Source organism: Stenotrophomonas sp. AB1(2024) (assembly GCF_037482345.1).
Classification (GTDB): domain Bacteria; phylum Pseudomonadota; class Gammaproteobacteria; order Xanthomonadales; family Xanthomonadaceae; genus Stenotrophomonas.
Genome location: NZ_JBBHKO020000001.1, coordinates 2,779,745 through 2,802,057 on the forward strand (window position 1 = coordinate 2,779,745; position 22,313 = coordinate 2,802,057).

The window sequence follows — 22,313 nt, forward strand, 5'->3', positions numbered from 1 at the left end:
AAAAAGCCGACCTGCGAGGTCGGCTTTTTCGGTAGCGCCGGCCGTTGGCCGGCTGTTGACCTTCCGTAAAAAGGAATCAGGCGTCAGCTGCAGCCAACCCCATCAACCCATTGGCATGATCGCGCCACTGCGGCAGCTTGCCCAGCACGCCGGCACGCTGCAGGTATTCCTCGTCCACCGGGTCGCCGTTGACCAGCGCCAGCGCCACGTGCACCGCGCCGGTCACCCAGAAGCTGCGCGTGTTCGAACGCTGCGGCTGCAGGTGGAACGCCACCGCTTCGATGATCGGCATCGGCAGGCCCCACAGGCCCAGCAGGTAGGCACCGGCTTCGCTGTGGCCCGGGCGCGGGTCGGCATCGTTGGCCGGCTCGCTGCGTTCGTTGCGCACGCCCGGCAGCAGCAGGCCGATATCGGCCAGCAGCGCGGCGGTCGCGCCCAGTTCGGCGCTCGATTCCGGCAGCAGCTTGGCGGCCAGCCGCGACGCCATCAGCGCACGTTGCTGCAACGCGTTGCGCTCGGCGCCGGACAACGCCGACGCCGAAAACACTTCGCTGGCCAGCACCAGGTCGCGCAGCGTGGCCAGGCCCAGCCGCGTCACCGCGCTGCGCAGGTCGGAAATGGTGCGGCCGCTGTTGAAGAACGCCGAATTGGACAACTGCAGCACCTTGGCTGCAATCGCCGGGTCGGCCGAGACCAGCTTGGCCACGTCGGCCGTGTCGGTGTCGTCGTCGTGCTCCAGCGCCTGGGTCAGGCTCAGGTACAGGTGCGGCGGCGAGGGCAGCTTCTCGATGCGGCCAATGGCGCTGCGCAGGCGCTCGCTGTCGAGCAGTTCGCGCAGCTCTTCGAGGCTGGTCAGCGCTTCCAGCAGCACTTCGGGGGCCAGCGGCAGCGGCAGGAACCGGTGCGCCACGCCGATCAGGCGGGCCGGCGGCGGCCGGTTGCCCTGCGGCGCTTCGACCAGCGCGATGCGGATCGTCTCCGGGCGCAGGGTCCGGATCTGGCCCAGCAGCGTGGTCGCGGTCAGATCGGGCAGGGTGGGGCAGGCAATGACCGCATCGACCGGCGAAGCCGCCACGATGCTCATGGCCGTCTGGCCATCGGCGGCCGTCAACGGCTGCCACTCTTCCCCAAGATCGGCAATGAATTCCAACAGCTCAGCCGACAGGCTGGCTTCGTCCCCAACTAGCAGAATACGCACGACACAGTCCCCTGGGTGACCACGGTGGAATGCACCGTGGACGGTGTAGAAGTCGCAATGTACCCAATTCGGCCCAAACAGTGATGGGCCTCATTGTAAAAACGTGATGGCCATCGCTCCGCCGCTGGGCGCCGGAGCGGTGGTCATTCAGTCTCAGCTGTTGCTGGACAGGTAGCGCTGGTGCGCTTCCACCAGGATCTGCTTGGCCTCAGCGGCGCCGCCCCAGCCGTCCAGCTTGACCCACTTGCCCTTTTCCAGGTCCTTGTAGTGCTCGAAGAAGTGGCCGATGCGCTCCAGCCAGTGCTTGGACACCTGTTCGATGTCTTCCACGTGCGCGTAGCCGCTGAACACCTTGGAGATCGGCACGGCCAGGATCTTCTCGTCGCCGCCGGCCTCGTCGCTCATCTTCAGCACGCCCACCGGACGGCAGCGCACCACCGAACCCGGCACCAGCGGCAGCGGCAGCACGACCAGCACGTCGGCCGGATCGCCGTCGCCGCACAGGGTGCTCGGCACGTAGCCGTAGTTGCACGGGTAGCGCATCGGGGTGGAAAGGATGCGGTCGACGAAGATCGCGCCGGTTTCCTTGTCCACTTCGTACTTGACCGGCTCCGAGTCCTTCGGGATCTCGATGATGACGTTGATTTCTTCCGGCGGATTCTTGCCGGGCGAGACGAGTTCCAGACCCATGGTGTGCTCCGAGAGGGGGGATGCGCGATAAGACCTCCCATTTTATGCCTTTGCCGGCCAACGTGCAGGGTGGGGGGTATCCGACCGGCCGCAGTGGAGATCACCGACCTGCGCCTGCGCACCCACCTGATCCCGCCGGGGCGCGCGCAGGCGCACGGTGGAACTCCCTTCACGGAGTCCGCCCATGACCGTTTCCCTGCCTTCCCGCCACCCGTCGCTGCCCTTGGCAAGCCTGATCCTGTTGGCGTTGTCCGTTGCGGGCCCGGCCGCGGCCAGCCCGCCGCGCTACATCGATCTGGCCGAGCGCCTCGAACCCGGCGAGCCCGCCGACGACACCGCCTACCAGGACCTGAACCGGTGGCTGGCCAGCGAGTTCACCGATGCCTGCCCCGATGCCTTCTGCGCAGGCGCGTTCGACAACTACCGCCCGCTGCGCCTGAACTGCGTGGTCGATACCCGCCAGGACCAGATCCACGCCTGTCGGTTTGCCGTGGTCGCCAGCCAGAGTCGGGTGCACCCCGGCAACGGGGCGATCACCACCGAGCTCAGCCAGTGGTACTGCCCGGTGCCGTTGCCGCCGGGATTGCCGGTGGCGGCGTTCCTCTCGGCCATGACCACGCTGCAGCCGGACAGTTCCGGCTACCTGTTCAACCGCCTGCCCGGCTCGTCGCAGTCGCTGTTCGACGTGCTGCGCCGCTGCCTGCCCTGATGTCCTGACCCGAGGAGAACCACCATGCCTGTCATTCCCTTGCTGATCCGGTGTTCCCTGTTGTCCGCCGCGCTGCTGTTCCTGCTTCCTGCCTCGGCGGCGCGCGCCGCAGCGGGTGTTCCGCCCTTGCACGTCGACCTGGTCGACTACCCCACGCCGCAGGCGAACTGGTCCGCGTTCCGGGACCTGCGCCACCGCCTTGAAGCCGGGTTCGACGACGTCTGTCCCGACACCTTCTGCGAAGGTGAATACACCGATTACCAACCGTTGAAGCTGCGCTGCTCGGTCGAGCGGGCCACTGGCAGGGTCAACGTCTGCGGGTGGGCATTTGCCGCCAGCGAGCTGCGGGTCGATCCGTCGACCGGGGCGCTGCAGCGGCAGCAACCGACCTGGCTGTGCCATTTCCCGATCGGGGGCGGAACCACCGTAGCGGCGTTGCTGGCGGCAATGGAGGGACCGCAACCGCTGTTCCAGCGTCTTCCCGGTACGGGGGAGACCCTGTTCGAGGCGCTGGGAGACTGCCTGCGCTAGCCTGCACGCATGGACTCCCTGCTTGCCGCCGCCGCACGTGCCCTTACCGCAGGCGATGTACTGACGGCGTTGGGCCATGTGGCCCTGCGCAGTGATCCGCCGGCACTGGCACTGCGCGGTGTCGCCATGGCCCAGCTGGGCGAGCTGGAACGGGCTCGGGAACTGCTGCGTCTGGCCTGGCGCGGCTTCGGTACCGACGAGGTACTGGCCCGGGCGCGTTGTGTCGTCGCCGAGGCGGAAGTGGGGCTGGCGCTGCGTGATCTGGCCGGCAGCCCCGCGCCACTGCTGGCTGCAGCCCGTGCACTGGAGGCCCGTGCCGATCCCCACAATGCGCTGCAGGCATGGTTGATCCTGGCCCGCCGCTGGTTGTTGCTTGGGCGGCGGAAGGAAGCCGAAGCGGCCTTGGCGCAGCTGCAGTCGCAGGTACTGACGCCGGCCCTGGCAGCCATGGCCGGCCTGACCGAAGCGGCCTTGGCTGCACGTGCGCTGCAGGTGCCGCAGGCAGCGGCCGCGCTGGAAGCGGCGACCGCTGCCGCGCAGGCGTCGGGCATCACAGCGTTGCAGGCGGAAGTCGCGCAGGCACGCATCCACCTCGCCCAGCCGGCAGCGCGTCGGGTGGCGCGCGACAGTACTGACCGCCTGCTGGATCTGCATTCAGTGCAGCATCTGCTTGCCTCATCGGCCTGCGTGGTCGACGGCTGCCGGCGCGGCCTGTGGGTGGGCGGCCGCTGGCGGCCACTGGCACGGCGGCCGCTGCTGTTCGCGTTGCTGCGTGCGTTGGGCCAGGCCTGGCCCGGGGATGTCGAACGGGACGTATTGATTGCTGATGTGTTCCGCACACGCGATGGCGACCACACCCACCGCGCGCGGCTGCGTGTGGAAATCGGGCGTGTCCGCGTTGCGGTGCAGGGGCTGCTTCAGGTCGAAGCGACCACTGGCGGTTACCGGCTGGTGGCAGCGCCCGGCAACGAAGTTGCGGTACTGATGCCACCGATCGAGGGGGAACCGGGCGCGGTCGCTGCGCTGTTGGGCGATGGGGCGGCCTGGTCCAGCTCGGCCCTGGCCCTGGCGCTGGGCGCCAGCCAGCGCACGGTGCAGCGCGCGCTGGTGTCGCTTGAAAGCACCGGCCAGGTGCGCGCGACCGGGCGTGGGCGCACGCAGCGCTGGCTGGCCGCGCCGCTGTCCGGATTCACGACGATCTTGTTACTCCCCGCCTCGCTGCCGGGCGACTAGGGTGGTTGGCAGGCACCCCTTCCGATGTGCCAGGAGACGCTGCAATGAATACTGAAACGCTGAGCCCTGCCATTGCCCCGCGCGTGCGCGACGCCGAAGTGGTGCACGAATACGGTCCCTTCGACGGTGCCGACTGCATCCACGGCGTCAGCTTCGATGGCACGCATGTCTGGGCCGCCACCGGCACGGCGCTGCTCGCCCTGGAACCGGACAGCGGCAAACCGGTTCGCACGCTGGCCGTACCCTGCGATGCCGGCACCGCATTCGACGGCACCCACCTGTACCAGATCGCCGAAGCGCGCATCGACAAGATCGACCCACAGACCGGCAAGGTGTTGGCTTCGATTCCGTCGCCCGGCGCCGGTACCGATTCGGGCATGGCCTGGGCCGAGGGCAGCTTGTGGGTGGGGCAGTACCGCGAACGCCGCATCCATCAGGTCGATCCAGCCACGGGCAAGGTGCTGCGCACGATCGAATCGGACCGCTTCGTCACCGGCGTGACCTGGGTGGACGGCCAGCTCTGGCATGGCACCGATGATGGCGAACGCAGCGACATCCGTCGCGTGGATGCTGGCAGCGGGCAGGTACTGGAACAGTTGCGCATGCCCGCGGGCATGCATGTCAGCGGGCTGGAGGCAGACGGTGCAGGGTTGTTCTACGCCGGTGGCGGGCGCAGCGGCAAGGTCCGTGCGGTGCGCCGCCCGCGCGCTTGATCAGCGCGCAACCGAACCGGCCCTGCGTGCCTGGCGTGAGCAGGGTGCGGGAGGTGCACCCGACCGTTGGTCGGGTGCACCTGATACGTCCTACAACAACGGCACCAGCAACAGCGCCACGATGTTGATGATCTTGATCAGCGGGTTGATCGCCGGCCCGGCGGTGTCCTTGTACGGATCGCCGACCGTATCGCCGGTCACCGCCGCCTTGTGCGCCTCGCTGCCCTTGCCGCCGAAATGGCCATCTTCGATGTACTTCTTGGCATTGTCCCAGGCGCCGCCGCCGGTGGTCATCGAAATCGCCACGAACAGGCCGGTCACGATGGTGCCGATCAACAGCCCGCCCAGCGCACGTGGCCCGAGCAGCAGGCCTACCACCACCGGTACCGCAACCGGCAACAGGGAAGGCACGATCATTTCGCGGATCGCCGAGCGGGTCAGCATGTCCACTGCGCGGTCGTACTGCGGCTTGCCGGTGCCCTGCATGATCCCGGGAATCTCGCGGAACTGCCGGCGCACTTCCTCCACCACCGCACCGGCTGCACGGCCCACCGCTTCCATCGCCATCGCGCCGAACAGGTAGGGAATCAGCCCGCCGATCAGCAGGCCGATGATCACCGTGTGGTCGGACAGGTCGAAGGCAAACACTTCACCTGGATGGGCGGCCTGCAGGTTGTGGGTGTAGTCGGCAAACAGCACCAGTGCGGCCAGTGCGGCCGAGCCGATCGCATAGCCCTTGGTTACCGCCTTGGTAGTGTTGCCGACCGCATCCAGCGGGTCGGTGATGCTGCGGATCTCCGGTGGCAGTTCGGCCATTTCGGCGATACCGCCAGCGTTGTCGGTGATCGGCCCGTACGCATCCAGCGCCACGATCATGCCGGCCATCGACAGCATCGCGGTGGCGGCGATGGCGATGCCATACAAGCCGCCGTGCAGATGCGCCAGCCAGATCGCCAGGCACACGGCGATGACCGGCAACGCGGTGGATTTCATCGACACGCCCAGCCCGGCGATGATGTTGGTGCCGTGGCCGGTGGTGGAGGCCTGCGCCACATGCTGCACCGGCTTGTACTGGGTGCCGGTGTAGTACTCGGTGATCCACACGATCAGCCCGGTCAGGACCAGCCCGATCAGCGCGCAGATATACAGATTCGTAGCCCCGTGCGCGTTGTCCGGCATCAGCTGCAGGGTGATCGGGTAGAAGGCGATGGCGGCCAGTACGCCCGATACGATCACGCCCTTGTACAGCGCGCCCATGATCGAGCCGCCCGGCTTCACCTTGACGAACAGCGCGCCGATGATCGAGGCGATGATGGACACCCCGCCCAGCACCAGCGGGTACAGGATCGCGTTGCGCCCGGCTTCGGCGATCATCAGGCTGCCCAGCAGCATGGTGGCGATCACCGTGACTGCATAGGTTTCGAACAGGTCGGCGGCCATGCCGGCGCAGTCGCCGACGTTGTCGCCGACGTTGTCGGCGATCACCGCCGGGTTGCGCGGGTCATCCTCGGGAATGCCGGCTTCCACCTTGCCGACCAGGTCCGCCCCCACATCGGCGCCCTTGGTGAAGATGCCGCCGCCCAGCCGCGCGAAGATCGAGATCAGCGACGAACCGAACGCCAGCCCGACCAGCGCGTGCAGCGCCGCCGCCGTATCCAGCCCCAGCCGCAGCAGCAGCGCGTAATAGCCGGCCACGCCGAGCAGGCCCAGCCCGACCACCAGCATGCCGGTGATCGCCCCGCCGCGGAATGCCACGTCCATGGCCGCACTCAGCCCCTTGCGCGCCGCTTCGGCGGTGCGCACGTTGGCCCGCACCGACACGTTCATGCCGATGTAGCCGGCTGCACCGGACAGCACCGCACCGATCGCAAACCCGATCGCGGTGTACCAGCTGAGGAAGATGCCGACGAGCACGAACAGCACCGCGCCGGCGATGCCGATGGTGAGGTATTGGCGGTTGAGGTAGGCGCGCGCGCCTTCCTGGATGGCGGCGGCGATTTCCTGCATGCGGGCATTGCCAGCCGGTTGCCGGAGGATCCAGCGTGCCGACACGATGCCGTAGAGAATCGCGAGAATGGCGCAGAACAGCGCCAGAGAAAGCCCATAACGTTCCAGCATGTCCCCTCCCGGGTGATGGATGGCATCCAGTCGACGGATGAACCTCACCACGCGGGGCACAACGGGCTGCAACGATGGACCAACCCGTTCAGACCGTGCCCGGTCATCAAGCGTGTGGCTTTGTTCAGCAATCCTGGTGCCCCCCGAGTATGCCGGGAAATGATCAGCCCTGCCCACCACATGCGCCAATGCGTGTGGCGACAACCGTTTGCGTCGCGCACGAGGCGGTAGCCCCGGCCGTTGGCCGGATCGGCACTTGGCGTAATCCCCCGACCACCAGCGCCCCCCTTGCCACACCATTCATCCACCCAATGCCAGCCTCCCCCCATCCCCAAGGAGGCCCCGCCCATGTCCCCCCGCCACCTCATCCTGCTGGCCCTGCTTCCCTCCCTTGTCGCCACCGCTGCCGAAACCCCCGAACGTCAGCGCCCGGTCGGCGCAGCGCAGGCAGTGAACGTCACCCACACCCTGCGCCAGATTCCCGAGGCGTGCACGCGCCTGGAAGGCACGTTTACCGGTGATACCGCCGCGCCCTACACGTTCGCCGTGGTCCGCACCAGCGAGCAGTGCCAGCCGCGCGCCAGATTTGTCGATTACGACAAGGCGCAGCCCAGCGAAGCCAAGGGCTGGAAACTCAACGACGTGATCCGGGTGCCTAGCGCCGCCTGTCCCGCACAGCAGGCGGTGGTACGGGTCTGGCGCCTGCCGGTGGAGCAGAAGCCCGAGCTTGACGGCCAAGGGCAGTCGCGCATCTACCTGGAAGAGGCGAAGAAGCAGGCCGCCGCCGGCCAGATCGCCAGGATTCCGATGTTCGCTGCGCAGATGAGCATCGAAGGCAAGGCCTGCCGGTAACGCTGGCTTCTGGTCCCGACGTATCCGGATCTGCTTGCGTTCGGGAGAATTCGTAGGTCCGGCCGTTGGCCGGACACCGCGCGCAGCGCGGCGCAAGCGTCCGGAGCCCGGCGTGCCGCCATTGGCGGCGATCCAACCGGGTGTATACCCAACCGAAGACATCCATCAGTGTTCATGACCTCTGAACGAAGAGCGGCCGGGCAGAGCCCGGCGCTACGGTTGGCTTCGGCTGGTTTAAACGCCGGAAGGTGGGTTGCGCGCGGTGTCCGGCCAACGGCCGGGGCTACGAATTGTTACGGGTCCATTGGGATCCGGATTAAACAACCGTGGCGCCGGATGCATGGCGGTGCCCGGGTTTCCGTTACGCCTCAAATGCCGGCAGCTTCTTCTTCACCGCCACATTCTTCAGGGTCACGTATTTCGGCAGGCCATCGGCGCCGTAGGGCAACGGTGCCTCGCCCTTGATCAGCGGCGACAGGTACGCGCGGGCCTTGTCGGTGATGCCGAAGCCATCGCGGCGGATGAACCCGGCCGGCATCTTCTTTTCATGGTTGGCCACCTTGTGCAGCGGCGCCGGCTCGATCTTCCAGCGGTATGGGGCATCGCTGCTGCGCACGATCACCGGCATCACCGCGTTCTGGCCCTTCAGCGCATACTGCACCGCCGCCTTGCCCACCGCCTGCGCCTGTTCCCAGTCGGTCTTCGAGGCGATATGCCGCGCCGAACGCTGCAGGTAGTCGGGCAGGGTCCAGTGCACCTTGTAGCCCAGCGTGTCCTTGACCCGCGCGGCCAACGGCGAGGCCACCCCGCCCAGCTGGGTGTGCCCGAACGAATCCTTTCCGCCGCCGGCATCGGCCACGAACCGGCCATCGGCGGTCTGGATGCCTTCGGAGGCCACCACCACGCAGTGGCCCACGCGTTCCACCACCTGCTTCACCTTGGCCAGGAACGCGGCCTCGTCATAGGCGCGCTCGGGCAGCAAAATGATGTGCGGGGCCTCGTCCGGTCCATTTCCGGCCAGCCCGGCCGCAGCCGCCAGCCAGCCCGCATGCCGGCCCATGGCCTCGTACACGAATACCTTGGTGGAAGTTTCGGCCATGGCCGCCACGTCCAAGGCCGCTTCGCGCACCGACACGGCGGTGTATTTGGCGGCCGACCCGAAGCCCGGGCAGGTGTCGGTCACCGCCAGGTCGTTGTCGATCGTCTTGGGTACGCCGATGCAGGTCAGGTCGTAATCGAACGCCTTGGCCAGCTGGGAGACCTTCCAGGCGGTATCGGCCGAGTCGTTGCCGCCGTTGTAGAGGAACCAGCGCACGTCGTGGGCGCGCAGCACCGCCAGCAGCCGCTCATAGCGGGCCCGGTCGGCCTCCAGCGATTTGAGCTTGTAGCGGCACGAGCCGAAGGCCCCGCCGGGGGTATGGGCCAGCGCCGCAATGGCCGCCGCCGACTCCTTCGAGGTATCGATCAGCTCCTCGCGGAGCGCGCCCAGAATGCCGTTGCGCGCGGCCAACACCTTGATTCCCTTGGCCCTGGCGGTGCTGATCACCGCTGATGCGGTGGCGTTGATGACGGCGGTGACGCCGCCTGACTGGGCATACAACAGGGTACCTTTGGACATGGTGGGACCTTTGTCGGGGGGAAGGACATTGCAGGGACATTACCGGTATGAGGTAAAGTGCGCCTATTGCGGTGCAGCGTGATTGTGGACAAACCCGCCGCACGCGCTTCCATTTTTTACCAAGTTGGAGTCAGGTTGATGCGATTGGTTCTGTTGGGACCGCCCGGTTCGGGCAAGGGGACACAGGCGACGCGCCTGAAGGAACACCTCGGCATTGCGCATATTTCCACCGGTGACCTGCTGCGTGCCGAAGTGGCCGCCGGTACCGAGCTGGGCAGGCAGGCCAAGGCCGTGATGGATGCCGGCAACCTGGTGTCCGACGCCATCCTGCTGGGCATGCTGGAATCACGCCTGGGCCAGGCCGACGTGGCCAATGGCTTCATCCTGGACGGTTACCCGCGCAACGTGGCCCAGGCCAACGCGCTGGACGCCCTGCTGGCCAAGATCGGCCAGCCGCTGGATGCGGTGGTGCAGCTGGATGTGGCGACCGAGCTGCTGGTCGAGCGCATTGCCGGCCGTGCAAAGGAACAGGGCCGCGCCGATGACAACCCCGAATCCGTGCGCCAGCGCCTGCAGGTCTATAACGAACAGACCGCGCCGGTGGTGGATTTCTATGCTGGCCGGGGCACCCTGACGCGCGTTGATGGCGTCGGTGAACTGGAAGAAGTGGAAGCGCGCATCCACGCGGCGCTCAAGCGCTGATCAACCTACACGCGCACGCCCGGTCCTATCGGAACCGGGCGTGCGGTGTAAGGCGCCAGCGATCGGGCTTGCTCAGAGCCCCACAATATGAGCCCCCCTGGGGATGGCCTCTTGGGGAGTAGGACCAACGGGGGTACCGCGGCTGGCACGACGAATTGTGGACGTGTTCACAGTAGGCCGCTATCGGGATTCTCCCGACATCCCGCGTTCCGGCCAACGGCCGGGGCTACGCCTTCGGATTGCGATCGGCGACAATCGGGTGATGAGCACGATCCACATTCTTGGAATTGCCGGCACCTTCATGGGCGGCGTGGCCGCCCTGGCGCGGGAACGGGGCCATACGGTCCGTGGCAGCGACCAGGCGATCTATCCGCCGATGTCCACCCAGCTGGAACAGCTGGGCATCGCCCTGGACCCGGGCTATCGCGCCGACAGCGTGGCCCGCGATTGCGATGAAGTCGTGGTCGGCAACGCGCTGTCGCGCGGCAATCCGGCCGTGGAAGCAGTGCTGGATGCCGGGCAGCGCTACATTTCCGGCGCGCAGTGGTTGTCCGAACAGGTGCTGCCGGGCCGCGACACGCTGGCCGTGGCCGGTACCCACGGCAAAACCACCACCACCACCATCCTGACCTGGCTGCTGCAGGCCGCCGGCCGCGAGCCGGGCTTCCTGATTGGTGGCGTGGCCGAGGACTTTGGCGTGTCCGCACGCGTGGGGCAGGGCCGCGAGTTCGTGGTCGAGGCCGATGAATACGACACCGCGTTCTTCGACAAACGCAGCAAGTTCGTGCACTACCGCCCGCTGGTGGCGATCCTCAACAACCTCGAATACGACCACGCCGACATCTTCCCGGACGTGGCCGCGATCCAGCGCCAGTTCCACCACCTGGTGCGCACCGTGCCTGCGCGTGGCCGCTTGATCGTCAACGGCGAAGATGCGTACCTGGCCGAGGTGCTGGCGATGGGTTGCTGGACGCCGGTGGAGCGGTTCGGTTTCGATCCCGGGCTGGAATGGCACGCCGAGCTGGTCAATGCCGACGGCAGTGCCTTCATCGTGCATCACCGTGGCGTGGCGATGGGCCAAGTGCGCTGGTCGCTGCTGGGTCGCCACAACGTGCTCAACGGCCTGGCTGCCCTGGCTGCCGCGCATGCCGTGGGTGTTGAGCCGGCGACGGTGATCCCGGCGCTGGCCCGGTTCCGCAGCGTCAAGCGCCGCATGGAAGTGATCGGCGTGGCCGGCGACATTACCGTGTACGACGACTTCGCCCACCATCCCACCGCCATCCACACCACGCTGGAAGGGCTGCGCGCCAAGGTCGGCGAGCGTCGCATCGTGGTGGCGATGGAACCGCGCAGCAACTCGATGCGTCTGGGCGCACATGCCGACGCCTTGGCGCCGTCGCTGGCGTTGGCTGACGCGGTGGTGTTCCTGCACCGGCCGGAACTGGCCTGGGATGCGGCCAGCGTCATTGCCGCCGTGCGCGGGCAGGCGCATGCCGTGCCCGATACCGATGCGCTGCTGGCACAGCTCGGCGCGAGCGTGCAGCCGGGCGACCATGTCGTGTTCATGTCCAATGGCGGCTTCGACGGCGCGCCGCGCCGTTTCCTGGCGCAGCTGCAGGCGCGATAATCGGTTGGCCATGACCGATTCCGTTGCCACGCTGCCCCTGTTCCCGCTGCATGCGGTATTGCTGCCCGGCGCCGCGCTGGGCCTGCGCGTGTTCGAGCGTCGCTACCTGGACATGCTGCGCGAGTGCAGCCGCAACAACACCCACTTCGGGGTCTGTTTGATCCTGGACGGCAACGAGGTCGGCGCGCCGGCCACGCCCGCCGCGCACGGCGTGGAAGCGCGGATCGATGATTTCGACATGGGCGCCGATGGCGTGCTGGTGCTGCGCCTGCGTGGCCACCGCCGCTTCCATGTACGCCAGGTACGCGTGCGTGACAACGGCCTGATCATGGCCGACGTGGAATGGAGCACGCCCGACCACGACGACGAACTGCGCCCGGAACACGCGTTGCTGTCCACCGTGCTGGGCCACATCATCGAACAGGCCGGCACCGCCTTCGCGCCTGCGCACCCCGCGCTGATGGATCAAGCGGCCTGGGTTGGCTGGCGGCTGGCCGAGCTGCTGCCGCTGGAAGAATCGCAGCGCTTGCAACTGCTGCAGCACGACGACCCGCACCAGCGCCTGGATGCGCTGCTACGCTGGATGCCGGCCAACTCAACGCCCATCGACGAGAATTGGTAGGTCACGACCGTTGGTCGTGACTTCTCAATAGGTTCTTACGCGCAACACCGGCATCCCGGTTTCCGGATGTGTGTCCACTTCCTGCGGCAACCCTGCCAGTGCCTCGCGCACCGCCTTCAACGACGGATCGATGCCGCGCATCGGCCGCCACATCCCGATCAGATGGAAATGCTGCTGGTAGTGCAGCGTCTGCGCACTGCCCAGCCACAACGGGTGGTCGCCTGGCTGCAGCTGCGCCGGCGCCGGCCACAGGCGCAGCGCGAAGATTTCGTTGGGCGCATTGCCCGGGCGCAGCAGCAGCAGCGATTCCACCTGGGTATCCAGCGTGGCCGGCAGCACCGGCACTTCGTCCGGCGTGGCCGACTTGTCCAGCATCAGCAGCGCCTGTTCCCAGCCGGCCTGCGGCTGCACGCGCCAGCCCTGGCTTTCCAGTCGCTCGCGCAGCGGCGCCAGCGGCCCGGCCACCTGCACATCCAGCGGCCAGCGCTGGTCGTCGTCGAACTCATTGCGGCGCGACGGGAGAGTGCGCCACTGGTTGCCCCACCAATCCTGCGCGGCCACGTTGGCAGGTGCCGGTTGGGCCGGTTCGAACCGTTCCAGCTTCACCGCGATGTTGCGCGGCGCATACCAGAGCGCGGCCACCGCGAAGGTGCCGTAAAACAGCAACGACACCGGCTTGACCCAGAACGAGCGGTTGAAGCGGCGGCGGTAGGCGATGCCCAGCACCAGCAGCCAGAAGATGCCGAACAGCATCCCGCCGATCACGTCGCTCAGCCAGTGCGCACCCAGGTACAGGCGGGCAAAGCCGATCAGGCTGACAATGATGCCCGACAGCAGGTACGGCCACACGCGGGTGCGGCCGGGCAGCTCGCGGGCGATGAGCACTGCGAAGAAGCCGAAGGTGATGGTGGCCATGGTCACCGATACCGACGGGAAGCCGAAGCCGCTGCTCGCATCCGGCGGGCGCACCACGTGCACCGTGGCACCGAGCAGCTTGGTCAGCGCCAGCCCGAAGGCCAGCGCCGCCAGCCAATGCGCCGCCGCCATCCAGCGTCGGCGCCAGATCAGGTAGCCCATGGTGACCGCGGTGGCCGGCAGCAGCACCGGCCAGGCACCCAGCGAGGCCAGCGCGGCCATCGGGTAATCGGCCAGCGGGTTGCGCAGCGCCAGCATCGCCTGGTGCACGGCCAGGTCCAGGCTGAGCGGCTCGCCATGGGCGACCACGGCCATCAACAGCGCGAACCAGCCCCAGCCCAGCACCAGCAGCATCAGCGCCAGCATCGCCAGCGGTACCGATTCACGGCGCTGCGGGTCGAACACGGACACCGAATAGCGGCCCAGGGTGGGGTGACGCTGGGACCAGCGCAACAGGCTGGCCAGCCAGCTGTCCATGCGCGCGGCCGACCAGCGGTAGCCGTACAGCACGATCGCCCAGACCACGCCCATCACCACGCCGACCAGCGCCAGTACCATCACCAACCGCCCGGCCACGGCAGCCACCGCGTCATACGCTTCGCCCAGCACCCAGCCCGGGGCCAGGAACAGCACCGCCCAGGAAATGCTGGCGATACCGCTGGCCTGCACGTAGCGCATGGCCGGCATGTTCATCATGCCGGCGATGGCCGGCACGAACGGGCGGATCGCGCCCACGTAGCGCGCCATCAGGATGCTCTTGAAGGCGTTGCGGCGGAACATCGTCTCGCCGCGGTCGAGCAGCTGCGGGTAGCGGTTGAACGGCCAGAAGCCACGCAGCCGGTCACCCCAGCGCCGGCCGATCCAGTAACTGATGCCATCGCCGGCGAACGCGCCCAGTGCCGCACACGCCACCGCGTACGGCCCGGAAATCTGGCCCAGGCCAATGAACACGCCCACCGCGAACAGCAGCGGCAGGGCGGGCACGATGGCGCCAAGCACGATCACCGCATCGCAGAAGGCGATGAGGAAGATGACCGCGCCGGCAAGCACCGGGTGAGCTGAGATCCACGCAAGCGTGGCATCGATCCATGACGAGTCCATCGGGGGATTATAGAGGGGCCAAAGTGACTGACTGCCGGCCAGCTAGAATGGCCGCCATGAATCGCCCGCTCCCGCCCGCCTCACACGCCCTGAAGGCCGACAGCTTCGGCCGCATCCTGTTGATGGAAGAGGGCGGCAAGCGCTTCGTCCGCCGCGATCTGCTCGCCACCCCGTGGTGGTTGCGCCTGCCGGCCTGGTGGCTGGCCCGCCGTGAAGCGCGCGCGCTGGCGCACCTGGACGGCATGCCCGGCACTCCGGCGCTGCTGGCGTGGAACGGCCGTTGGCTGGACCGCAGCTTCATGGCCGGCGACGCCATGTACCAGCGCCCGCCGCGCGGCGACCTTGCCTACTTCCGCGCCGCGCGCCGGCTGCTGCAGCGGGTGCACCGCCATGGCATCGCCCACAACGACCTGGCCAAGGAAGCCAACTGGCTGGTCCGCGAAGATGGCAGCCCGGCGCTGATCGACTTCCAGCTGGCGGTGATCGGCAACCCGCGCTCGCGCTGGATGCGCCTGCTGGCCCGCGAAGACCTGCGCCACCTGCTCAAACACAAGCGCATGTACTGCCGCGAGTCGCTGACCCCGGTGGAGAAGCGCGTGCTCAAGCGCCACTCGTGGGTACGCGACCTGTGGTTCCGCACCGGCAAGCCGGTATACCGGTTCGTGACCCGGAAGATCCTGCACTGGGAAGACAATGAAGGGCAGGGGCCGAAGCCGTGAGGGGCGTAGGTCCACGCCCTGCGTGGACGCTCTTCGCTCCGGGTCATGAACGCCCGACCATCCGCTTCGGACCGTCTAAACGCCGGTCAGTGATCCGAGGCCGATGGCATACGGCTTCGGATGCTTGTGCCGCGCTGCGCGCGGTTGCCACGCAGGGCGTGGCACTACGAGTTGCTACGTACACAGGAGGATTGCGCTGTCAGAGCGTAGAGCCACGCCCTGCGTGGCTGCTCCTCATTTGAGCGCTGACGGAACGGCCTGCTGCGCGATGAAATTGCGCTTGGCATCAAAGTCATACCCGATCTGCACGGTGCCCACATCCACACAGGCATGGCACTCGCGCAGCGGTGTGCGGTATAGCAGGCGAACGCCGCCGCCGTCCAAGGGAGCGCTGCCTGCCGCCTGTGCCGGAGCGAACGGGGTAGCCTGCGGATCGGTGGTCAACAGCGCCTGTACGCCGGGGTCGGCGCGCAGGGTGTCATCCAGCTGCACGTTGTCCACGTCGATGCGCTTGCCGCTGGCATCGATCAGGCGGGTGCCCTCGTTGGTGTTGGCGCGGAACGGGTAGGTCACCGTGGCCACGCCGATGCCGTCCTGTTCGTGCCAGGCGCTGACAAACGCCAGCTCGCCCCCGCTGGACAGCTGTTCGGCGGCCGCGATCGCATCTGCGCTGGCGCCCGCGCCCCGCATCGCCTTGACCAGGCACTCCCGTGTGGCCGCGGCCTCGCCCTGGCGGCAGCTGTTGAGGTCGCCACTCCAGACCACCGCATTGCTCCAGCGCAGGGTGCCGTTGGCCGGCGCCTGCCCAGCGGGTGCGGTCGCTGCAGCGCCGGATGCGCTGGGATCGGCGGTTGCCGCTGCAGGCTCGGACGGACCGCGCTGGCAGGCACTGGTAAGAAGGATGAAGCCGAGGACGGAGAGCAGTGAGCAGGAACGGCGCATGGCAGACACCTCGCAGCGGTAACCAGGCTGTCACTATCGTCAGGAGGCGGTTAATTGCGCGTAGGCGCGGCATACTGGGCCGACCATGAATTCGCGGGAGTACTGGACGTGGCGAGTCTGCAGGGAAAGACCCTATTCATTACCGGCGCATCGCGCGGCATCGGCTTGGCCATTGCGCTGCGGGCGGCCCGCGACGGTGCCAACATTGCCATTGCAGCGAAGTCCGCAGTGCCCAACCCGAAACTGCCCGGCACCATTCACAGCGCGGTCGAGGCGGTCACGGCTGCAGGTGGCCAGGGCCTTGCGTTGAAGTGCGACATCCGCGAGGAAGACCAGGTGCGCGCAGCGGTGGCCGCCACCGTGGACACCTTTGGCGGCATCGACATCCTGGTCAACAACGCCAGCGCGATCTGGCTGCGCGGCACGCTGGATACGCCAATGAAGCGCTTCGACCTGATGCAGCAGGTCAATTCACGCGGCAGCTTCCTGTGCGCGCAGGCCTGCCTGCCGCACCTGCTGCAGGCGCCCAACCCGCACATTCTCAGCCTGGCGCCGCCGCCGAGCCTGGACCCGAAGTGGTGGGGCCCGCACACAGGTTACACGCTGGCCAAGATGGGCATGAGCTTCGTCACCCTGGGCCTGGCGGCAGAGTTCGGGCCGCAGGGCGTGGCGGTGAATGCGCTGTGGCCGCGCACGGTAATCGCCACTGACGCAATCAACATGATTCCGGGCGTGGATGTCGGCGGCTGCCGCACCCCGGAGATCCTGGCCGCCGCCGCGCACGCGGTGCTGACGCGCGAGGCGGCGGGTTTCAACGGTCAATTCCTGCTGGACGACGAGGTGCTGGCACAGGCCGGGATCACGGATCTGTCCGGGTATGCGGTGGATCCGACGCGCCCGTTGTTGCCGGATCTGTTCCTGGATTGACCGCGCGCCCCGCGTTTGCTGTCGCCATCGTCCTGCGCACGTAAAAATTCGTAGCGCCGGGCTCTGCCCGGCGACCGCGCGCAGCGCGGCACAAGCATCCGAAGCCATATGCCGTGGGCCCCCGATCGGCGACCGACGTTTAGACGATCCGAAGAAGACTGTCAGGCGTTCATGACCACGGAACGAAGAGCATCCACGCAGGGCGTGGATCTACGCCAGTACCAATTCGTAGGTCCACGCCGCGCCCAATGATCGATGGGCGCGCCTCGGCTCATTGGGTTGGCACACGCCGAAGCAGCGTGATTGAGGTGGCAATTATTTTGACAGATTCCGTATGCCATGAATATAACTATTGCCATCGGTAGATTTCAAGAAATCCTTGGACGCGATGCATTTGGAGTCCAGGTAGGTTTTGAAATGCTTTACTGAGATCTCGTCTTCGCGAGTCAGGCGTCTATCAGCGCGCGTGTCAATGAATCGCGGAGCCTCTTCCAGGAAGACGATGAATTGATCGCACCAGGAATGGGAAGGGTTCTGCGATTTGGATGCCGGTATCGACAGATATTCCAGAAAGGCGGAGGACACATTTTTCAGATTGACCTCTGAGCACGCCGGTGAATCGCCGTTATGAACGGTCGATGGCACTGGCTTGGCGAGCGCTTCGCCAGCACGCAATTCCGCGGAGCTGGCACGCGCCGGCGCCGGAACCCTAAGGGACGTTAGACTCGTGGGGAGGTTCGAAGCAGGTTGCATGTCGGCAGGCGCACCAGAGGATGGGGGAGAAGATTCTCCCTGCGCACGAGCCCTCATCCTTCAAAAATTCAATCATTCGTGCGCGCTGGCCGCAGAATCGAAGCCGCCCGTTCGACATCATGACCCGGAACGAAGAGCAGCCACGCAGGGCCTGGCTCTACGCCGTGAATGCCTCACGTCTCCGAGGCCTGGCTCGGGACAGGCGCCTGGTCACAACTTGTAGACGAACGCCATGTCCAATTCCCTGCGATGTTCGGCCACATTCTCAAGGATACGGAGATTGTTCTCGGCAGCGATCAGTCCATTCATCGCCCGCTCTTTCGCCACATTCGCCGCGTGCAGCATCTCATCGCGTGATTCACCCTGGGGGACTGCTTCAAGTGCGTCACGCTGCCATTGATTCGTGCGGTCGACCGTGGCCCGGGCGTCGGTCACCGTCGCCCGCGCGTCGATCACGGCTGAATTGTTGACGGCGATCGGCGCAGTCGCAGAGGGAACCAAGGCGGCCGAGGTTGATTCAACGCGCGGATTGGCTATGGCGCTCGGCGCGCGCATGGAGCATGGGGCGGAAAGGTTGGCAGGTTGCATGAAAGTAGCGCGCATGTATGAACGAGCACATAGTGTCCGCTGAAGAACGCCGAGAGCCTTCAAGCTTCCGATCATTTTGCATCAGTCCGTATCGCGCCCCGGCAACAAGGCGCCTGGCGCTTTGCTGTCGCCATCGTCCTGCGCACGTAACAATTCGTAGTGCCACGCCCTGCGTGGCAACCGCGCGCAGCGCGGCACAAGCCTCCGAAGCCATATGCCGTGGGCCCCCGATCGGCGACCGACGTTTAGACGATCCGAAGAAGACCCTCAGGTGTTCATGAGCACGGAACGAAGCGCATCCACGCAGGGCGTGGATCTACGCACCCAAACCCCGCGTTTGTCCGTTTCGCGCGGGGTCGTTCAATGATTGAACGCTTCCGGCAACCCCGCCCCACACGCCCGGCAATGCTTCGCATCCGCTTCATGCCCTTCCAGCCCGCACTGCGGGCACCCGCGCGCATCGCGTTTGGCGGCGCGTTCGGCATCACGCATGGTGTTGGCCAGCTCGGCGGTGTAGATCCCGGTCGGCACCGCAATGATGCTGTAACCGATCAGGATCAACACCGAGGTCACAAACCGCCCCAACACCGTCTGCGGCACGATATCGCCAAACCCCACCGTGGCCATCGTCACCACCGCCCAATACATCGCGCTGGGAATACTGGTAAACCCGTGGTTGGGCCCCTCGATCACATACATCAAGGTGCCGGCAATGATCGTGATGGTGACCACGGTGAACAGAAACAGCAGGATCTTGCGCCGGCTGCGCCACAACGATTCCATCAACACGCCGCTTTCTTCGATGTAGCGGGTCAGCTTGAGGATGCGGAACACGCGCAGGATGCGCAGCGCGCGTACCACCAGCAGGCTCTGCGCGCCGGGGATGAACAGCGACAGATAGGTGGGCAGGATCGAGGCCAGGTCGATGATGCCCCAGATGCTGAAGGCATAGCGCAGCGGCCGCTTGACCACCACCAGCCGCAGCAGATACTCGGCGGTGAACAGGAGGGTGAAACCCCACTCGACCACGTACAGCCAGCTGGCGTGCTCGATGTGGAAGCGCTGCACGCTGTCGAACATCACCACCAGCACGCTGGCGATGATGGCGTACACCAGCAGCAGGTCGAAGTTGCGCGAGGGCCGGGTATCGTGGCGGTAGATGATGTCGAACCAGGTCCGGCGCCAGCCGGATTCGGTGGCGGGATTGAGCTGGGGGGCGCGGAAGGGGTGCATGGGCCGCATTGTGCCCCAGGCGGTGGAAGGGGAGAATGGAGCCTTTCCAGGACCCCTGACCGCCATGACCGCCGCTGCCCCCGACCCGCTCCTGTCCCTGTCGCATTACTACCTGCCGGTGTACAAGCCGCGCCAGGTGGTGCTTGAACGTGGCCAGGGCGCCCGCGTCTGGGACAACCAGGGCCGTGAGTTCATCGACCTGGCCGCCGGCATCGCCGTGTGCGGCCTGGGCCACAACGATCCGGACCTGAAGGCCGCGCTGATCGAGCAGGCCGGCAAGCTGTGGCACACCAGCAACGTGTTCTACAGCGAACCGCCGCTGCGCCTGGCCGAAGAGCTGGTCACCGCTTCGCGCTTCGCCGAGCGTGTGTTCCTGTGCAATTCCGGCGCCGAAGCCAACGAAGTGGCGATCAAGCTGGTGCGCAAGTGGGCCGCTTCGCAGGGCCGCCCGGCCCATCAGCGGGTGATCGTCACCTTCCGCGGCAGTTTCCATGGCCGCACCCTGGCCGCCGTGACCGCCACCGCGCAGCCGAAGTACCAGGAAGGCTACGAGCCGCTGCCCGGTGGCTTCCGCTACGTGGACTTCAACGATGAGGTGCAGCTGGAAACGGCGATGGCCGCCGGTGATGTGGCGGCGGTGATGCTGGAGCCGATCCAGGGCGAGGGCGGGGTGATGCCGGCCAGGTCGGGCTTCATGAAGCGCATCCGTGAACTGTGCGACCAGCACAACGCGCTGATGGTGCTCGATGAGATCCAGGTCGGCATGGGGCGTACCGGCACGCTGTTCGCGCACTGGCAGGATGAGGTCAAGCCGGACATCGTGACCCTGGCCAAGGCGCTGGGTGGCGGTTTCCCGATCGGCGCGATGCTGGCCGGGCCCAAGGTGGCCGAGACCATGCAGTTCGGCGCGCACGGCACCACCTTCGGCGGCAACCCGCTGGCGGCAGCGGTGGCGCGCGTGGCGCTGCGCAAGCTGTCTTCGGCGGAGATCGCGCGTAATGTGAGCCGCCAGTCGCAGGCGCTGCGCGATGGGCTGGGCAGGATCAACGACGAGTTCAAGGTGTTCAGCCAGGTGCGCGGTCGCGGGCTGATGCTGGGCGCGGTGCTGGACAAGGATTTCGCCGGGCAGGCGGGGGCGATTCTCGACCATGCTGCCGAACACGGGTTGCTGACGTTGCAGGCCGGGCCGGATGTGTTGCGGTTCGTGCCGGCGTTGAACATTACCGATGAAGAGATTGCCGAGGGTTTGAAGCGGCTGCGGGCCGCGGTGCAGTCGTTCATCGCGTCGCGTTGAGGTTACGCAGCAGCGCGCCGGGCACTGCCCGGCATCAGGCGTTGATGCCGTAGCGGTGCATGAGCTTGCCGAAGCTGCGGCTGTCGCTTGCGGTGTCGGCGTGCAGGCCCGCCTGGCGGGCGCCGCGTACGTTGACGAACAGGTCGTCGACGAACAGGGTGCGGGTGGGGCGCGCGTCGAGTCGTTCCACCGCCCGCAGGAACACGGCCGGGTCGGGTTTGCGGCCACCCAGTTCGCCGCTGCACAGGATGCGCCCTCCAAGCATGGGCACCAGGCTGGGCAGGATGCGCGGGATGGTCTGCGCCATCAGTGCGCCGTTGTTGGTGAGGATGGCGATCGGCAGCTTCTGCGCGATGCGTTGCACGCGCTCGATCACGCCGGTCTGCGGTGGTGAGGCGGCAATGCGGGCATCCTGCCATTGCGCGATGCTGATCGACACGCCGAGCGCATCGCCCAATTGCTGCAGGTAGCTGGCGCTGTCCAGACCCAGGTCGAACTGCCGTTCCAGTCCGCTGTCGAACAATGCCGCGTGCACCTGTGCGGGCGTGCGCGCGCAGGTGTCGGCCAGATGGCGCACGCGCAGGTGCCTTGCGTAGTTGACCAGTACGCCATCGAAATCCAGCAGCAGGCAGTCCAGGGCGGCCGGCATGGTTCCACTCGTGTGCGAAGCGACAACCGACGTTACCGCACTCCCGGGCGTCGCTGCGACATCCCGTCGCACCTCATCCAGAGTCCGGCTGCCTAGAATTGCAGTGACTGAAGGATGGAGAGTGCCGTGAGAGTGTTTGTCCCCGTGATGCTGGCTGGCCTGGCCCTGGCGCCTGCCGCGCAGGCGCGCGTGTGCGCGGTCAACCTGGACAGCACCGACCAGATGAGCTTCAGCACCAGGGAGATCAAGGTCGCGGCCGATTGCAGCCAGGTGACGCTGACCCTGCGCCACACCGGCAAGCTGGCGGCCACGGCGATGGGGCACAACTGGGTGCTGACGAAGACGGCCGATTACCCGCCGGTGGCGATGGCGGGGATGCGGATGACGCTGGCTGACAGTTACCTGCCGAAGAAAGATCCCCGAGTGCTGGCGCATACGGCGGTGATCGGTGGTGGGCAGCGCACCAGCGTGACGTTTTCCACCGCCGCCCTGCGCAAGGGCGGCGACTACACGTTCTTCTGCTCGTTCCCCGGGCATTTCGCGATGATGAAAGGGAAACTGGTGTTCGGCTGAGGGCCA

21 protein-coding genes are annotated in these 22,313 nt (G+C 66.8%); 12 read left to right on the plus strand and 9 right to left on the minus strand.

Features of this window, described 5'->3' with window-relative positions; translation table 11 throughout:
• Positions 1-76 precede the first annotated feature (76 nt).
• Together WIX41_RS12570 and ppa are read right to left on the minus strand one after the other, a co-directional pair.
• Positions 77-1,198 (minus strand): HDOD domain-containing protein, encoded by a 1,122-nt coding sequence (locus WIX41_RS12570; protein ID WP_339448026.1) that lies wholly within the window; start codon positions 1,196-1,198, stop codon positions 77-79.
• A 153-nt stretch (positions 1,199-1,351) separates the two neighbouring features.
• Entirely contained in the window at positions 1,352-1,888 is a 537-nt protein-coding gene (gene ppa / locus WIX41_RS12575; protein WP_068853925.1) for an inorganic diphosphatase, read from the minus strand.
• 184 nt (positions 1,889-2,072) lie between these two features.
• Here ppa and WIX41_RS12580 point away from each other — a divergent pair, with 184 nt between their 5' ends.
• The 4 genes from WIX41_RS12580 to WIX41_RS12595 are packed head-to-tail and all read left to right on the plus strand — an operon-like array spanning position 2,073 to position 5,074.
• On the plus strand, positions 2,073-2,597 hold the full coding sequence (locus WIX41_RS12580; protein WP_339448029.1) for a hypothetical protein: 525 nt from the start codon (positions 2,073-2,075) through the stop codon (positions 2,595-2,597).
• A 24-nt stretch (positions 2,598-2,621) separates the two neighbouring features.
• Positions 2,622-3,128 (plus strand): hypothetical protein, encoded by a 507-nt coding sequence (locus WIX41_RS12585; RefSeq protein WP_339448031.1) that lies wholly within the window; start codon positions 2,622-2,624, stop codon positions 3,126-3,128.
• Positions 3,129-3,137: 9 nt separating this feature from the next.
• A complete protein-coding gene (locus WIX41_RS12590) occupies positions 3,138-4,361 on the plus strand; it encodes a helix-turn-helix domain-containing protein (RefSeq protein ID WP_339448033.1) in 1,224 nt (407 codons plus the stop codon).
• A 44-nt stretch (positions 4,362-4,405) separates the two neighbouring features.
• Positions 4,406-5,074: a hypothetical protein gene (locus WIX41_RS12595; RefSeq protein WP_339448035.1), complete on the plus strand. Its 669-nt coding sequence runs from the start codon at positions 4,406-4,408 to the stop codon at positions 5,072-5,074.
• Positions 5,075-5,164: 90 nt separating this feature from the next.
• Here the strand turns inward: WIX41_RS12595 and WIX41_RS12600 are convergent, their stop codons facing one another.
• Positions 5,165-7,192, minus strand: a complete 2,028-nt coding sequence (locus tag WIX41_RS12600; RefSeq protein WP_339448037.1) for a sodium-translocating pyrophosphatase — start codon at positions 7,190-7,192, stop codon at positions 5,165-5,167.
• Between the two features lie 348 nt (positions 7,193-7,540).
• Between WIX41_RS12600 and WIX41_RS12605 the strand changes: the two genes are divergently transcribed.
• Positions 7,541-8,044 (plus strand): hypothetical protein, encoded by a 504-nt coding sequence (locus WIX41_RS12605; protein WP_339448039.1) that lies wholly within the window; start codon positions 7,541-7,543, stop codon positions 8,042-8,044.
• A gap of 361 nt (positions 8,045-8,405) precedes the next feature.
• Here the strand turns inward: WIX41_RS12605 and WIX41_RS12610 are convergent, their stop codons facing one another.
• Positions 8,406-9,662: a 6-phosphofructokinase gene (locus WIX41_RS12610; protein WP_339448041.1), complete on the minus strand. Its 1,257-nt coding sequence runs from the start codon at positions 9,660-9,662 to the stop codon at positions 8,406-8,408.
• A 138-nt stretch (positions 9,663-9,800) separates the two neighbouring features.
• On the opposite strand from WIX41_RS12610, the gene WIX41_RS12615 reads away from it, so the two are divergent.
• From WIX41_RS12615 to WIX41_RS12625, 3 genes are all read left to right on the plus strand, one after another.
• Positions 9,801-10,364, plus strand: a complete 564-nt coding sequence (locus tag WIX41_RS12615) for an adenylate kinase (RefSeq protein ID WP_339448043.1) — start codon at positions 9,801-9,803, stop codon at positions 10,362-10,364.
• A gap of 262 nt (positions 10,365-10,626) precedes the next feature.
• Positions 10,627-11,991 (plus strand): UDP-N-acetylmuramate:L-alanyl-gamma-D-glutamyl-meso-diaminopimelate ligase, encoded by a 1,365-nt coding sequence (mpl, locus tag WIX41_RS12620; protein WP_339448044.1) that lies wholly within the window; start codon positions 10,627-10,629, stop codon positions 11,989-11,991.
• 10 nt (positions 11,992-12,001) lie between these two features.
• Entirely contained in the window at positions 12,002-12,613 is a 612-nt protein-coding gene (locus WIX41_RS12625) for an LON peptidase substrate-binding domain-containing protein (RefSeq protein WP_339448045.1), read from the plus strand.
• Between the two features lie 24 nt (positions 12,614-12,637).
• Here WIX41_RS12625 and WIX41_RS12630 read toward each other — a convergent pair whose 3' ends face one another.
• Entirely contained in the window at positions 12,638-14,629 is a 1,992-nt protein-coding gene (locus WIX41_RS12630) for a bifunctional DedA family/phosphatase PAP2 family protein (protein ID WP_339448047.1), read from the minus strand.
• A 56-nt stretch (positions 14,630-14,685) separates the two neighbouring features.
• Between WIX41_RS12630 and WIX41_RS12635 the strand changes: the two genes are divergently transcribed.
• The gene (locus WIX41_RS12635) at positions 14,686-15,348 is read left to right on the plus strand and encodes a phosphotransferase (RefSeq protein ID WP_339448049.1); all 663 of its coding nucleotides are present in this window, start codon (positions 14,686-14,688) and stop codon (positions 15,346-15,348) included.
• 234 nt (positions 15,349-15,582) lie between these two features.
• Here WIX41_RS12635 and WIX41_RS12640 read toward each other — a convergent pair whose 3' ends face one another.
• Complete coding sequence (locus WIX41_RS12640) at positions 15,583-16,290, minus strand: hypothetical protein (protein ID WP_339448051.1); 708 nt, start codon at positions 16,288-16,290, stop codon at positions 15,583-15,585.
• Between the two features lie 108 nt (positions 16,291-16,398).
• Here WIX41_RS12640 and WIX41_RS12645 point away from each other — a divergent pair, with 108 nt between their 5' ends.
• Positions 16,399-17,217: an SDR family oxidoreductase gene (locus WIX41_RS12645; RefSeq protein ID WP_339448052.1), complete on the plus strand. Its 819-nt coding sequence runs from the start codon at positions 16,399-16,401 to the stop codon at positions 17,215-17,217.
• 963 nt (positions 17,218-18,180) lie between these two features.
• Here the strand turns inward: WIX41_RS12645 and WIX41_RS12650 are convergent.
• Both WIX41_RS12650 and WIX41_RS12655 read right to left on the minus strand, forming a co-directional pair.
• Entirely contained in the window at positions 18,181-18,573 is a 393-nt protein-coding gene (locus WIX41_RS12650) for a hypothetical protein (protein WP_339448054.1), read from the minus strand.
• Between the two features lie 345 nt (positions 18,574-18,918).
• The gene (locus tag WIX41_RS12655; protein WP_339448055.1) at positions 18,919-19,791 is read right to left on the minus strand and encodes an ion transporter; all 873 of its coding nucleotides are present in this window, start codon (positions 19,789-19,791) and stop codon (positions 18,919-18,921) included.
• 64 nt (positions 19,792-19,855) lie between these two features.
• Here WIX41_RS12655 and WIX41_RS12660 point away from each other — a divergent pair, with 64 nt between their 5' ends.
• Entirely contained in the window at positions 19,856-21,085 is a 1,230-nt protein-coding gene (locus tag WIX41_RS12660; protein WP_339448056.1) for an acetylornithine transaminase, read from the plus strand.
• Between the two features lie 34 nt (positions 21,086-21,119).
• On the opposite strand, the gene WIX41_RS12665 is transcribed toward WIX41_RS12660, so the two are convergent.
• Entirely contained in the window at positions 21,120-21,734 is a 615-nt protein-coding gene (locus WIX41_RS12665) for an HAD-IA family hydrolase (protein ID WP_339448057.1), read from the minus strand.
• Positions 21,735-21,848: 114 nt separating this feature from the next.
• Here WIX41_RS12665 and azu point away from each other — a divergent pair, with 114 nt between their 5' ends.
• Positions 21,849-22,307 (plus strand): azurin, encoded by a 459-nt coding sequence (azu, locus tag WIX41_RS12670; protein ID WP_409187385.1) that lies wholly within the window; start codon positions 21,849-21,851, stop codon positions 22,305-22,307.
• The last annotated feature ends 6 nt before the right edge of the window (positions 22,308-22,313 follow it).

Excerpts from the sequence above, each read along its gene's own strand:
- ppa (WP_068853925.1), bottom strand. The coding sequence starts at position 1,888 with ATGGGTCTGGAACTCGTCTCGCCCGGCAAGAATCCGCCGGAAGAAATC.
- WIX41_RS12580 (WP_339448029.1), top strand. The coding sequence starts at position 2,073 with ATGACCGTTTCCCTGCCTTCCCGCCACCCGTCGCTGCCCTTGGCAAGC.
- WIX41_RS12585 (WP_339448031.1), top strand. The coding sequence starts at position 2,622 with ATGCCTGTCATTCCCTTGCTGATCCGGTGTTCCCTGTTGTCCGCCGCG.
- WIX41_RS12590 (WP_339448033.1), top strand. The coding sequence starts at position 3,138 with ATGGACTCCCTGCTTGCCGCCGCCGCACGTGCCCTTACCGCAGGCGAT.
- WIX41_RS12595 (WP_339448035.1), top strand. The coding sequence starts at position 4,406 with ATGAATACTGAAACGCTGAGCCCTGCCATTGCCCCGCGCGTGCGCGAC.
- WIX41_RS12600 (WP_339448037.1), bottom strand. The coding sequence starts at position 7,192 with ATGCTGGAACGTTATGGGCTTTCTCTGGCGCTGTTCTGCGCCATTCTC.
- WIX41_RS12605 (WP_339448039.1), top strand. The coding sequence starts at position 7,541 with ATGTCCCCCCGCCACCTCATCCTGCTGGCCCTGCTTCCCTCCCTTGTC.
- WIX41_RS12610 (WP_339448041.1), bottom strand. The coding sequence starts at position 9,662 with ATGTCCAAAGGTACCCTGTTGTATGCCCAGTCAGGCGGCGTCACCGCC.
- WIX41_RS12615 (WP_339448043.1), top strand. The coding sequence starts at position 9,801 with ATGCGATTGGTTCTGTTGGGACCGCCCGGTTCGGGCAAGGGGACACAG.
- mpl (WP_339448044.1), top strand. The coding sequence starts at position 10,627 with ATGAGCACGATCCACATTCTTGGAATTGCCGGCACCTTCATGGGCGGC.
- WIX41_RS12625 (WP_339448045.1), top strand. The coding sequence starts at position 12,002 with ATGACCGATTCCGTTGCCACGCTGCCCCTGTTCCCGCTGCATGCGGTA.
- WIX41_RS12630 (WP_339448047.1), bottom strand. The coding sequence starts at position 14,629 with ATGGACTCGTCATGGATCGATGCCACGCTTGCGTGGATCTCAGCTCAC.
- WIX41_RS12635 (WP_339448049.1), top strand. The coding sequence starts at position 14,686 with ATGAATCGCCCGCTCCCGCCCGCCTCACACGCCCTGAAGGCCGACAGC.
- WIX41_RS12640 (WP_339448051.1), bottom strand. The coding sequence starts at position 16,290 with ATGCGCCGTTCCTGCTCACTGCTCTCCGTCCTCGGCTTCATCCTTCTT.
- WIX41_RS12650 (WP_339448054.1), bottom strand. The coding sequence starts at position 18,573 with ATGCGCGCTACTTTCATGCAACCTGCCAACCTTTCCGCCCCATGCTCC.
- WIX41_RS12655 (WP_339448055.1), bottom strand. The coding sequence starts at position 19,791 with ATGCACCCCTTCCGCGCCCCCCAGCTCAATCCCGCCACCGAATCCGGC.
- WIX41_RS12660 (WP_339448056.1), top strand. The coding sequence starts at position 19,856 with ATGACCGCCGCTGCCCCCGACCCGCTCCTGTCCCTGTCGCATTACTAC.
- WIX41_RS12665 (WP_339448057.1), bottom strand. The coding sequence starts at position 21,734 with ATGCCGGCCGCCCTGGACTGCCTGCTGCTGGATTTCGATGGCGTACTG.
- azu (WP_409187385.1), top strand. The coding sequence starts at position 21,849 with ATGGAGAGTGCCGTGAGAGTGTTTGTCCCCGTGATGCTGGCTGGCCTG.